The sequence below is a fragment of the Psychrobacter sp. UBA6766 genome (genome assembly GCF_002453355.1).
Taxonomy (GTDB): domain Bacteria; phylum Pseudomonadota; class Gammaproteobacteria; order Pseudomonadales; family Moraxellaceae; genus Psychrobacter.
Genome location: NZ_DKGQ01000050.1, coordinates 1 through 13,100, shown reverse-complemented (window position 1 = coordinate 13,100; position 13,100 = coordinate 1). Strand labels below are relative to the sequence as shown.

The following is a 13,100-nucleotide window of genomic DNA, read 5'->3' as shown; positions in this document are numbered from 1 at the left end:
TTTTAGGTGGGCTTGACTATATGTGACTGGGCTGGGCTGGAATGCCCTGATAGTGACGCGCATTGATGATTTAACCATAACAAATTTACAAATCGCAACTGTAGTAGAAACCCATTGCGTAAAAATGTGGGCTTTTTATTATCATCGCCAGTGTCATGAGAATTTGTGTTATCTTAGGCCTAATCGTTATGACTATATAACTTTTGGTAAGTGAACGTCATAAAACAAGAATTATAATTCTTAAAAGTCCGATAACTTTTTCTCATCTCTCGTTTATATTACATAAGGCAGTTGATATGCGCTATTGTCTACAATGCGGTCATGAAGCAGAACGCAAAATACCAGCCACAGATAATATGCCGCGTTTGGTTTGCCCCCATTGCGGTTATATTCATTACGAAAACCCAAAGGTAATTTGCGGCTCACTCGTGGTGCATAAGAACAGAGTGCTGCTATGCCGCCGGGCGATTGAACCGCAATATGGCTTATGGACACTGCCAGCGGGATTTATGGAAAATGGTGAAACCATGGCCGAAGGTGCGGCGAGAGAAAGCTTTGAAGAAGCAGAGGCCGTGGTCACTGACCCACATTTATATTGCTTATATGATATCCCTGACATCGGGCAGATCTACAGTATCTATATTACTGAGCTAAAAGACGGTGCTTATGGCATTGGTTCAGAAAGTTTGGATTGTGCGTTATTTGCTGAAGAAGACATTCCATGGGATAAGCTCGCCTTTGAAGCCGTTCGCAGAACGTTAAAAAGTTACTTTGAAGACCGTCAGCATTTCGATAGCCATAATCAATTTCCCATTCACCAGGAGTTGATTGGTAAAGACCAAGCTATTAAACGCTTTTAATAAAAGGGTTCATTTTTTATAAATACTCATCACATAGAACAGCAACATTACAAAAACAAATCGTAAAAACCGTCGATAAGAATTATCCTAAATTTACATCGACGGTTTTTTATTGCCTAAAAGTCACCACTCAAGCCAATTTGCGAGAATATCATGTTGACTGTTCTACAACGCTCTTTACCACTACTGCCAATGGTCATTGCTATGAGTCTAACCAGTATCACAAGCTTTGCAGCTGATGCTCCGTTAACTGCCAAAGAATCAGATCCAAAAACCCTAGGCTGGATGCAAGGTTTTCCACCCCCTAAAGACAAGTTAATCGCTCAGCCTTCCTCAGATTTTTTTAGCTTTCCTAAACTGCGCTGGACGGTTTGTCATATTCGCGAGCTAATGCCGACTACCGAAGTCAGTCGCGGTATCGGTGCGCCGTCCAAACTTGATTATGATCTTGATAAAAATATCGACGCTATCACTTTTACTCCTACTGGCGGTAAAAGTCCTATGACATGGAAGCAATCATTGGACGCCAACTATACCGACGGTATCATGATTATGCATCATGGTAAGGTGGTGTATGAGCACCAAAACGGCTGCCTAAATGAATTGGGTAATCATGCCGCGATGTCGATGACCAAATCAATGACTGGGCTATTGGCCGAAATTCTCGTCACCGAAGGTAAGCTCGATGATAGTGCCTTGGTTGGCACCATTATCCCAGAATTAAAAAACAGCGGTTTTGGTGATGCGACCGTTCGCCAAGTCATGAATATGACCACAGCGCTTGATTATAGTGAAGACTATGCTGACCCTGATTCTGACATTTGGCAGTACTCCGAAGCCGCAAGCCCCCTACCTAAACCTGATGACTACACTGGCCCTAACGGTTACTTCGAGTACTTGCAAACCGTCAAGAAAAAAGGTCAACATGGCGCAGAGTTCAATTATCGAACCATTAACAGCGATGCGCTTGGCTGGATTATCTCGCGTACGACGGGCAAAGCAATTGACGATTTGCTTTCAGAGCGTATTTGGCAAAAAATCGGCGCTGAACAAAGCGCTTATATGACCGTTGATAGTAAAGGTACGCCGTTTGCGGGCGGCGGAATCAGCGCAGGATTACATGACATGGCACGAATCGGAAGCCTAATGCTTAATAAAGGCGAGAGTAATGGTCAACGCTTATTCCCAGCCGCGGTCGTTGATAATATTGAAGCAGGCGGCGATAAAAATGTCTTTGCCAAAGCGGGTTACGACCAGCTAAAAAACGGCAATTATAAAAGTATGTGGTGGTTGTTTAATAATCCAACACCCATTTATGCGGCGCGCGGCGTCCATGGTCAAACCATCTATGTTGATCCAGCTGCCGACATGGTTATCGTTCGTTTCGCTTCGTACCCTGAAGCCAGTAACGGCAAAATTGACCCGACCTCATTACCTGCTTATAGAGCGGTTGCAAATTACTTAATTAAAAAATAAATTTTTAAAAGATAATCCTGTACGAATATAAATTAAAATAAAAATCGCCGCCTTCAAACATTGAAAGCGGCGATTTTTTATATATCAGTTAAGTTATTAGAATCTCATTGCTTAGCTTTTGATTTTACAAACGTTAAAGCCAAGCTCTTTTACGGCTTCTTCTTTATCATACGGCGCCAGTACTGCCCGCACATGGTCTTGACCTTGCAGATATTGTTTAGCAACGCGCTGTAAATCCTCAACGGTCACCGCCAATATTGCCGCGCGCATTTTGCGCTGCCACTCTACACCGCGATGATGCAGATTGGCAAAGCACGCTTTGATGGCCTCGCCTGCTGGAGAACCAGGTTTATCCATTCCTGAGATAATTCCTAAGATGGCTTCTTCTAATTGCTCATCGGTTTGTGGCTCATTTAATAACCATTCGATACTAGCGTCGAAGTGCGCAAAGGTTTCAGCACACTGCGGATCACGGTAGCTAAAGAATTTAAAGGCGCACGCATTGGCATCGTAACCCGCACCGCCGCCATAAGCACCGCCACGTTCACGAATGGCGCTATGCAAGTAGCCATTTCGTAAATATGGCGCCAACACCATCAAAGCTGCGGTATCAGGGTGGTCAGCCGCAGGAACGGTATAAGCGCTGGCATTGTGATAGACGTTAGTTGGAACCAACCATGCCAAATCTTCAACAGCAACTTCTTCTAATTGAGCGCCTTTATCTTCACCATTGAGCGCCGCCTCAAGTTGCAATTCGGCAAACTCACTTGGAATGCTTGCTTCAATAGCCATTTCAGTATTGCTTAATTTTTCAGCAATTTTTGGCGCTTGGCTGTCTTTCCAGCTATCAACGATTAAATTACTTAAACGTTCGGTTTGCTCCGCTTCACAGATGATAATCGCATGCTTTGGCAAACTGATTAAACGTTGATGTAAATCCATCAAACTGGTTGCCAATTTATCCCACTGAGCATCATCGCTACTATCATGGATTAAGAAGCCTTTTAGGGCGTTTAATGCTGGTAGACCACTGCGAACATACTCTAGCTGCGCTTGACGGCTCATGCCGCGACTGGCGGTTTGCATCGCATATGAATGCCCAGAACCTGCAAGGTTTGACTGCCAACCAGCTGCTCGCTGCTGCAAGATTTCCTTAATACGGTCATGCTCACTAAAGACGCTGTGCTCCATGACTTCTTTGAGCAAATCAATTGCTTCAGGCTTACGATTTAGCGCCCGCGTTGCCACGACAAAGTAGCTGCTAATCGACTGGCTATCATAGATATTGGTACGCTGACTGATACGCGCCGTCACTCCTGATGAATGCGCCGCTTGCTTGGCTTGCATTTCATGGGCACTTAGCGAATCGGTTCCCAACTCCGACAATAAACTTAGATAAATCGGCAATAATGGATGGTTAATCACCTCATTAACCGGCAACTCGCTTGTGTCCTGATGACCAATCGCATCGGTCAACGGCACAATCACTTGATAATAATACAAGCCATTGGTGCCCGCTTCATATTCAAATAAGGTGCTGTCTTGCCCGCTTAAATTGACCTGCTTTTGTGAGCCTTGCTTAAAGCTAATGTCGGTTGGAACGTCTTCTAGACCAACTTTCGGCAATAAGCTTAAATCATCAGGCGCTGCTTGGCGCGCAGCCAAATCTAACGCTTGCTGCTTTAAGATATCTTTATCGTGAGTGGTCAAATCCATCGCAATGGTATCAAGACGGGTTTGCTCGGCTGCTGCCAAACGGGCAGACTTTTCGCTGTCAGGTGTTAAGGTGACGCGAACACGATGCTGATTATCGAGCAAATGGGTTTTGATTAAGTTCGGTAGCCATTGTTCGTCTTTTACTTGCTCACGAAGCCATTGCAAATGCTCGTCGACTTCCCAAACATCGATAGGATTGCCATCATGAATCGCTGTGCTAAAGCCTTCTAGCATCAAATTCAGACCATACGGCATGCTATCACCACCGATATGACGCTGATCAATCTCGATTTGATGCAAAATGGTTTCGATGGTTTCATCATCAATTGGTTTGCTAGCAACTTCGGTCAGCAAGTCCATAATGCCCTGCTCTACCGCCTCGGCATGCTCAGGGTTTGAACCGCGAAGACCGGTATAAAAGACCATTTCATAATGACTGTCATCAAGTCCCAATAGCGGACTTGGCGCTTTACCAAGTGGATGGCTATCTAAATACGCCCGTAGCGGCGAGCCAGCATGTTCAACCAATACGCCTTCTAATAGACGCAGCGCCAAACGCTGCTTTGGATCGGTAATCGACGGCAACAACCACGCAACCACATGGTGAGTTTGATCCGGCCCTGCTTCGTCAGCCGTATAAGTGTCGACCGCGCTGATTGGTGCAGATAGACGCTTTTCTGGACGCGACACGTGTTTTTTGCCGGCTTCAAACTGAATCAAGGCATCTTCATGGATTTTTGCTTGGGTCTCAGCAACGGGAATATTACCAAAGCTCATAATCACGCTGTTTGACGGATGATAATGGCTTTGATGAAATTCAACCAACTCATGGTGGGTCAAGTCAGGAATATCCGCAGGATCACCGCCCGAATTATAATGATAGGTCGTCGTTGGAAATAAATGATGGGCAACCGTATGATAGAGCTGGTCAATCTCGCCACTCATAGCGCCTTTCATTTCATTAAAAACGATACCTTTAAACTGCGGCTTATCGTTTTCGTCCAATTCAACGCGAATACCTTCTTGGGCAAAATCAAGTGGATGGATATTAGGGAAAAATGACGCGTCAAGATAAACGGCTAGCAAGTTAAAATAGTCATTTTTATTTTGCGTGGCATACGGATAGGCTGTCCAATCGGCTGCTGTCATCGCGTTCATAAAGGTATTTAGCGAACGCTTAATCATCGAAAAAAACGGATCACGGACAGGAAATTTCTTAGAACCACACAATGCGACGTGCTCTAAAATATGCGCTTCCCCTTTTGAGTCCATCGGTTGGGTGCGAAAACCGACCAAAAAGGCATTTTCATCACTTGGATGCGCCAAATGATAATGCATCGCGCCTGTTTTGACATGCTGGCTTATCAGCACATCCATTGATAATGCCTCAATATGGCGATGCTCAAGCAGCTCAAACGCTGGATGCAGGGTTAAATCAGCGGTAAATAGCGTGTCTGTCATAATTTTCCTTATAGATTATCTTGATAGCTTCTTCGTCAAGCGCTCATGTGATCGTTAACTAATAAAGCATCTCAGGATAAGCAATCAAAATTGGTAAGATTTATATTTATGAAATTCGTTTGTATAAAAATAGCAGCGTTATAAAAAATGTCTGGGTAATCTTTAAATAGAATGGCAGTTATCAGCTAAAAAGAATTTGCCTAACGACATTAGATGGGGCTGAGAACTTGATAAGTCAAGACATGACAAGGATAAAAGTGGCTATATATAAAGGTAGCGTGGAACATAAAGGTAGTGTGGAACATAAAGATAATGTGGAATTAACAAAGTACACTTAACAGTAGTCAGTAGTAGTGCTATAGTTAAAATCATCTGTTATAAGGAGCCGATCATGAGTTACGAACATATTTTATTGGTTACCGACTTGATGTCCGATGCTGATGTAGTCGCCCAAAAGGCCAAACGTATCGTCGAAAATCGCCCTAACGCCAAGCTATCGGTATTACATATCGTAAGAGATACTATGGTTGGCTTTGGCTACGAGCTGGTGCCTGCGTCAAGTTTATACGATGAGATTGATGATGAACGCTGCCAAGAAGCACGTGCCAAACTGGCGCAGTTTTTGGATCGTAACAACTTGCATGCGGTCAATTCTGAAGTGACCACTGCCATCTCAAACAGCGAAGGTATCGTCAATTACTGCCACAAACATGAGGTGGATTTGTTGGTCATCGGTCGTCATGAGCGTCATGGGATTGCTGCTTGGCTAAGTGGCGCGACGGCGGATAATATATTGCCAAATGTGCCCTGTGACAGCTTAGTGGTTCGACTGGATAAACCAGTTAATAGATAAGTTTAAGAGCAGACTTAATATCGATCTCAAGTTATTCAAAACTATTAAAAAAAGCGCATTGTTGACATTGCGCTTTTTTATTATTTATCAAAATAGTAAATATTCTCACCAATAATTTTACACGTATTGCTAACGTGAATCCTCTCTTAAAATATCAATAAAGCTTTGCCAAATGGGGCTTTGATGGCGAGATTTATGCCAGACTAACCACCACGTTCGCGATAAATCTATTCCTTCTACTTTGACCTGAACTAGCGACCCTTTCTCTAATTCTGCTTGAATGACATACTGCGACAAACAGCCAAGCCCAATATCGGCGCTGACCATATGCTTAATGGCTTCTGACTGCTGAATCGCCATAACAATCTCGGCATTCGGCAGGTACTGTAATAGTTGCTCATCAATGATTTGCCGTGTCCCCGAACCCGCCTCTCGAACCAATAGCGGTAGCCTTGCCAGTTGTTCCGTGCTGAGCTCATAACAACTTTCTTTCTCGTTATAGGTCATGTCAGCCAACCATTTGCTATTAGATTTAGCAAATACCATCAAGGTATCGGTGCGCCAAGCTCGCTGCTCAATCACCTTCATATCCATCGGGCGTGGCATACCCTCGACCAGAGCAATATCAATATTTAATTGCTCAACTTCACCGACCACTTCTTGGGTATTGGCAATATACATATCGATATGGGCATCCGGTAGTGCCGCGTATAATTTAGCAAGTAGCGGTGGTAGCACGTAATTGCCGATAGTCGTGCTAGCGCCAATATGGATTTGCCCCGCTTGATGCTTATGATAATGCTCTAGGGCCAAAGCCTGACCCAAAATCGCTTGCGCCTGAATATAAATAGGATGAGCGTTTGGATGTTGATTGAGCCTGCGGCCGACGCGCTCAAACAATGGCATCTGCAACCTTGACTCCAGCTCAGCGAGTGCGCTACTGACCGCTGACTGTGATAGATGCAGCTCCTCACTGGCTCGGCTGGTACTACCAGTTTGGTAAATACTGACAAACACCGATAGCTGCTTAAGGGTAATCCTCGGTAGCAGCTGCATAACTTTTTTCATGATTGGATCACCTCTTTCACCAGCCTTTTATCTTCAACTAATTAGGACACGACCTAGCCTACAACAACTTATCAACCTAAAAAATCGATAGTTTATATCTTATTAATCTGTTTTTATTATAAATTGACTTGCCTTATACTGTCTAGTCATAAGCTTATGCTTATTTAGATTATCAAATAGAAAGAATAGGATGTGTACGCTATGAACACTTTAACCCAATCTATGAATCATTACTGCCCGCATAACCGTCATATAATGGGGCTTATCGTCGTGCTGATTGGGAGCTTGTTTTGTTTATGGTTAAATATCAGCCTAGACACATGGTCAAATGGACGCATTGTTGGCCTATCCTCTTTGACGTTGGCAATTTTACTTGGCATGGTAATTGGTAATACGGTTTATCCCAATTTTTCTGATCAATTAAGCGCCGGTGTTGGTTTTGCTAAAGGTCAAATCTTGCGCCTTGCCATTATTTTCTACGGTTTTAAACTGACTTTAACCCAAGTCGCAAGCGTTGGTATGCCAGCAGTAATGACGGATGCACTGGTACTGACCTCGACATTTTTAATCACCTATTGGCTTGGCACAAAATGGCTCAAAGTTGATAAGCAAACAACGTTATTGATTGGATCAGGAGCAAGTATTTGTGGCGCAGCGGCAGTGATTGCAGCAGAACCCGTGGTTAAAGCCGAAGCGCATAAAGTCACCATCGCCGTCGCCACGGTAGTCGTATTTGGCACGATTGCCATGCTGCTCTATCCATTTTTGTATCAGCTTGGTTGGTTGCAACCTTGGCTAAACGCGCAGCAATACGGCATATATACGGGCTCAACCATTCATGAAGTCGCGCAAGTCGTGGTCGCTGGTAACGCCGTTAGCACCGATGTTGGTAATACAGCGGTCATAACCAAGATGATTCGCGTCATGATGCTCGCCCCTTTCTTATTGATTTTATCGTTCGCCTTGACTAAGACCAGTACCGATAATGGTGAAAAGCCTTCATTGATGAATCGCGTGCAACAAGTCAAAGTTCCTTGGTTTGCTTTTATTTTTATTTTAGTGGTACTACTACATACTTGGATACCGATGACGGCAAGCTTTGAGCATAGCATGGTCATACTAGATGATGTCTTATTAACGATGGCGATGTTTGCCCTTGGTTTGACCACACATATGAGCGCTATTAAACAAGCTGGGGTAAAACCGCTGATACTTGGGGCGATTATGTTTACTTGGTTGATCGTCGGTGGTGGTTTGATTAATATTGGTATTAGCTCTCTTTAAGTAATTGAGCAACTTCACACCTATCAAACAATCTAACTTAGCTTTAAATAACATTAAAAAAGCCTACGACTGCTATAGTTCGTAGGCTTTTGCATTATAGAGACGTGTGGTTTGTTTATTAATACCAAATGCTTGCTATTAAAAGTCAGACGAAAAAAAAACGAACCCGAAGGCTCGTTTCTTTATTCATCTTGCTCTAATTGTCTAGAAAGACAAATTAGATAGCAACGATGTTATGTGCTTGTGGGCCTTTTTGGCCTTGAGTTACAGTGAACTCAACTTCTTGGCCTTCAGCCAAAGTTTTGAAACCTGAACCAGTGATTTCGCTGTAATGAGCAAAAACGTCTGCGCCGTTTTCTGGAGCGATGAAACCAAAGCCTTTAGCTTCGTTGAACCACTTAACTGTACCTTTTTGAACGTCTGACATAGTCATAACCCTGATATTTAATTTATTTTTGGCCTAATTGGCCGATAACGCTTGCAAATAGCTACTGAACGATAAATATTAAAACGAAGGATTATAACTAATACTACGAGGTAATGATTTGGTGCAGAACTGCTCTTAAGCTTGGAGGTATTATAGGTGGCCTAGCGCAGTATCGCAAGCCTTATCTTATCTTTAGTGTAACAAAGCGCAATTATTGGCTATTTTTTGCGCTTATTTGCTTTATTTTTAGACATTTAACAAATCTTTTAAGCATTTAAACGCTAAGTCTAGGCATTTGGCAAACGAAATAAATATATAGCGACGCTACTACATACCAATGCAACTAGCCACGCTACCCATAGCATATCGGCTGGCAACCGATAAAATAACATCGCCGTAGATACAGACATCATAATCGTCGCTAACCACTTGGCATACAGCGGAACAGCGCGGCGCTCTTCCCAATCGCGAACAAACTTACCAAAATACTTATGATTAATCAGCCAAAAATGAAAACGTCGTGAGCTTCGTGCCCAGCAACCTGCTGCTAATAAGATAAAAGGCGCGGTTGGCATCACGGGTAGCAAAGCTCCAATAATTCCCAAGACAAAAAATATCCAACCAAATATCAAAAATGCCCAACGCACCGCTGGGCTACTGTGCTGATTCGTCTTTGGTCGATAATAAAAAGCTTTTTTTGGTTGAGTCATATAAAAGGCGTCGTTGGCTGGTATTTATTAGAGGTTAAGCATGCAATATCACTCGAAACGGTACAAGGCTACTTTTGCAAGGTTTTTGCTATTAATAGGTATGTTTGGTTAGATGTTGGGTAAGTGAGTTCACAATCTTTGACTGAATTTTTAGTACTGAAAAACCGCTACAGCTAGACTATGAACAGTCTTATTATTGAAGATACTATTCTAATTTATTTATTTCGCTATCAATCCGATCTCACGTGCTTCTTTGAGCCAGCTTGGAAACTCTTCTAGCATATTTTCATATAAGGCTTCTTCGCTAACATCATCTAAATCGTCCAGCTCAAAAAAGCTGCAATTATCAAGTAGTCGGCCTGTCATATCATCTAGCTTTTTTAGGATGCCGTAGCTACGACCGCCTAAACCAACGAATTGCCAAAAGATGGGAAGCTTTGCTGCTCTAATCATGATGTCAGTAATACCGCGCGTATCTCGGACGCCGCCATCGCTGATAAATAAAACGTAAACCGGAACGTCAAGTCCGTCCTTTTTATAAAAGTCAGTGACTGCTTTCATTACGCCCGCTTCGTTATTGGTACGTGCGCCTAGCTCCCATTTGCGCCACCCACCTTGTACAGTATCAATAAAATCGGTGTAATTATTGAGTCCGACCTCACCTAAATAAGAACAATGCTCACCGAATGTCCAGCAGTCTAACGCTTGGTCATCATCGAAGCTGACTGCTAAGGGTAATAAACGATTAACGACTTCTTGTACGCGACCTTGTTTATACTGGCGATTCATCGAACCTGTCGCGTCTAATACTAAAGCGACTTTAGCAGTTAGCTGTTGTAATTGACGCTTTTCTAGCGAGATCGTGGCTTTTTTGGCCAGATTGACCAGTTTTGGTGCTTTTTCTAGCATGACCTTTTCGAGCGATGGTTTTGTTTGCACTGGCGTTGTGGTCGCCTCTACTGCTTGCGAGCTGCCATCTTCTACCTCGCCACCGAAATGCTGCACGATGGCGGCAAGTCCACCATTAAAGCCTTGTGCCACATTAGATACTCGCCAAACGTCGCTCTTACGATACAACTGCATCAGCATACTGGCTTGCTGCTGGGCAAAGCCTGCTGCTTGATACTCTACCTGCACTTTTTGCGATTGCTGCCAAATGCCAATCTCTAACGATTGAATTTGATTGAGCGGGGTATCGGCTGATAACACAAAAAATAAGCTGTCTATATTCGTAGCCAGTTTGGATAAATTAACCTCAAACTCGGCTTGAATGCCTTTATTCGCTGTTGGCTGCGACTCGTAATGGGTGAGCTTGATTTGCCCACATGGCGAGGCTGGCTGATTATAAAACACCATGTAATCATCATTGACCAGTTTGCCCGCTGCGTCTAAGGCAAAGCAGCTGATGTCCATCTCTATTGGGCTTTGACGGGTAAACTTAAGCGTAATTGGTGCGCTGTCATCAATAGCAAGGTTGCTTAGCGGCGCGCGTTGTCCGACGGTGAGATGGTTCATGGTGTTCCTTACACAATAATTTGAGAAAATAATGGCTTAAATTTTTAAGATCGGCAACATTTTTTGTATTTCTTACCACTTCCACAAGGGCAGTCATCATTAACACCCACTTTCGGAGGTTTAACTTTAGTTTTCAAATTAATTTGACCTGATGGCTTAGCCATTGTAGATAACTTATTCTCCATTTTTTCTGAAAACTGCCACTCATGATTTAAATTAATACCGAATCTGATTTTTTTTGTTTGCGGATCGATACATATACCGTGCCACTCTGGAACTTTACAGTAATACTTTCTTAGTTCTGCATGTGATTTAAGTGTCCGGCTGGCCTCTGATAATTCATCATTATTGCAATGTATCGTTAAACCATCATTATCAAAACCCATTGTTAAATCGTGATTTTTTCCGTCGTGATTTGATCTTCTGCACAACTCTTCTATGGCTTCATTTATTTCAAATATTGTATTTTCGCTTAATTTAAGAAGTTGCAAACCAAAATCAATAATTCTCGAATCATTACGCCTTTCAACTTGCTTGATCATGCCATCAATATTGGTACCTGCATATTTAGTAAGTATACCTTCAAAGGTGTCTTTTCCATTCAAGCCATCCCTTCTTGATAACATAGCTAAATCAAGTTCAGCACTGAAGTCATCATGAAAATGAATCATAGAGAAATTACTATCAAACCATAAATTATTTTTCAAGTGATATGCGAGTATAGTTAGCTCATGTGATGCCAATAGTTTTTCCGCATAATCAGTTCTACGCTGGAGATAGCTCAAAAAATATAAGGGGGTTTTTAGCATTTCAGTTAGAACATCTAAACAAAAAACGTCCATGACAAATGGTGACTTTATGACATCTGTCACTTTATACTTTAAAAAGTTTCTTGACTGAAAAAACAAGGCTGGATAATGATCAGAAACAATACAAATAGGATATATTTCTTTGAATAGTATATTAGATACATCAATTTGGCTTCCCTGTTCATCTATAAGAATACTATCGTCACTTAAGAGTAAATTAGAACAGGAATATGCTTGATCATAAGCATCTTGTACCGCTTTCTTGAAGTCATCTTGAAGACTTTGGTCATTACCTTTGCGTGAAGTAATAGTCAGTTTTTTAGACTTAGCCTGTACAGCTATTGCTCTATCAGCAAACATAACCAATACATCGATTTCTCCTAAAATATCACCTTTCGCGTTCGTTATAATTACATTTGGAAAAACTCTACTATTTTCGAAAACTAAGGACAATCTTGCAGCAGAAAACTCTTCTGTAAATTTCCCTCTATTAGTCATTGCTTGATTACGGTAGTTTTTATCATTAATAAACCAAAAAAAGGGAGATTCATACAAGGCTTCAAATAAACTATAGCTTTGAAACAAAATATATTGATCTTCGTATATTTGTATTATTGGAAAGGCATTTTTTTGATTAAAGTCATCAAGAGCGCTGAAACTATAATTCTCATTACTAACAAATGACTCTATTATTTTTCTAACAGTAGCTATTTCAAAACTTGATTTTAATTTTAGTACGACTTCTTCAACCGAGAAAATATGAGCATCAAGATAAGTCCAATCTCTTGGATGCTTCTTTAGCATTTCAGGTAGAGCTTGATTCATCTTATCTAGTTGCAAGCTTCTAACTGCATTAACTACTTCAAATAACTCATCTATAGAATAGCCTTTGTTATTTATTATAGTCAGTTCAAAATAAAA

General features: G+C 42.0%; 10 protein-coding genes. 4 read left to right on the top strand and 6 right to left on the bottom strand.

Translation table 11 applies throughout. The annotated features are described in order from the left end of the window. Positions 1-296: 296 nt before the first annotated feature. The gene (locus B4K26_RS11020) at positions 297-860 is read left to right on the top strand and encodes an NUDIX hydrolase (protein ID WP_296245533.1); all 564 of its coding nucleotides are present in this window, start codon (positions 297-299) and stop codon (positions 858-860) included. 153 nt (positions 861-1,013) lie between these two features. Then, positions 1,014-2,336, top strand: coding sequence for a serine hydrolase domain-containing protein (locus B4K26_RS11015; RefSeq protein ID WP_296245532.1), 1,323 nt, complete (start codon positions 1,014-1,016; stop codon positions 2,334-2,336). A 111-nt stretch (positions 2,337-2,447) separates the two neighbouring features. Here B4K26_RS11015 and B4K26_RS11010 read toward each other — a convergent pair whose 3' ends face one another. Further along, a complete protein-coding gene (locus B4K26_RS11010; protein WP_296245531.1) occupies positions 2,448-5,513 on the bottom strand; it encodes an insulinase family protein in 3,066 nt (1,021 codons plus the stop codon). A gap of 391 nt (positions 5,514-5,904) precedes the next feature. On the opposite strand from B4K26_RS11010, the gene B4K26_RS11005 reads away from it, so the two are divergent. Then, positions 5,905-6,366, top strand: coding sequence for a universal stress protein (locus B4K26_RS11005; RefSeq protein ID WP_296245529.1), 462 nt, complete (start codon positions 5,905-5,907; stop codon positions 6,364-6,366). Positions 6,367-6,495: 129 nt separating this feature from the next. On the opposite strand, the gene B4K26_RS11000 is transcribed toward B4K26_RS11005, so the two are convergent. Continuing rightward, positions 6,496-7,434: a LysR substrate-binding domain-containing protein gene (locus tag B4K26_RS11000; RefSeq protein ID WP_296245528.1), complete on the bottom strand. Its 939-nt coding sequence runs from the start codon at positions 7,432-7,434 to the stop codon at positions 6,496-6,498. A 201-nt stretch (positions 7,435-7,635) separates the two neighbouring features. On the opposite strand from B4K26_RS11000, the gene B4K26_RS10995 reads away from it, so the two are divergent. Next, on the top strand, positions 7,636-8,718 hold the full coding sequence (locus B4K26_RS10995; protein ID WP_296245526.1) for a YeiH family protein: 1,083 nt from the start codon (positions 7,636-7,638) through the stop codon (positions 8,716-8,718). A 217-nt stretch (positions 8,719-8,935) separates the two neighbouring features. On the opposite strand, the gene cspE is transcribed toward B4K26_RS10995, so the two are convergent. The 4 genes from cspE to B4K26_RS10975 all read right to left on the bottom strand — a co-directional run. Beyond that, positions 8,936-9,145, bottom strand: a complete 210-nt coding sequence (gene cspE, locus B4K26_RS10990) for a transcription antiterminator/RNA stability regulator CspE (protein ID WP_068403593.1) — start codon at positions 9,143-9,145, stop codon at positions 8,936-8,938. Positions 9,146-9,432: 287 nt separating this feature from the next. Further along, complete coding sequence (locus B4K26_RS10985) at positions 9,433-9,855, bottom strand: YbaN family protein (RefSeq protein WP_296245525.1); 423 nt, start codon at positions 9,853-9,855, stop codon at positions 9,433-9,435. 219 nt (positions 9,856-10,074) lie between these two features. Then, the gene (locus B4K26_RS10980) at positions 10,075-11,370 is read right to left on the bottom strand and encodes a VWA domain-containing protein (RefSeq protein WP_296245523.1); all 1,296 of its coding nucleotides are present in this window, start codon (positions 11,368-11,370) and stop codon (positions 10,075-10,077) included. Positions 11,371-11,414: 44 nt separating this feature from the next. After that, positions 11,415-13,100, bottom strand: a 1,686-nt coding sequence (locus B4K26_RS10975) for a nuclease-related domain-containing protein (protein ID WP_296245522.1), incomplete at its 5' end; no start/stop codon positions are given.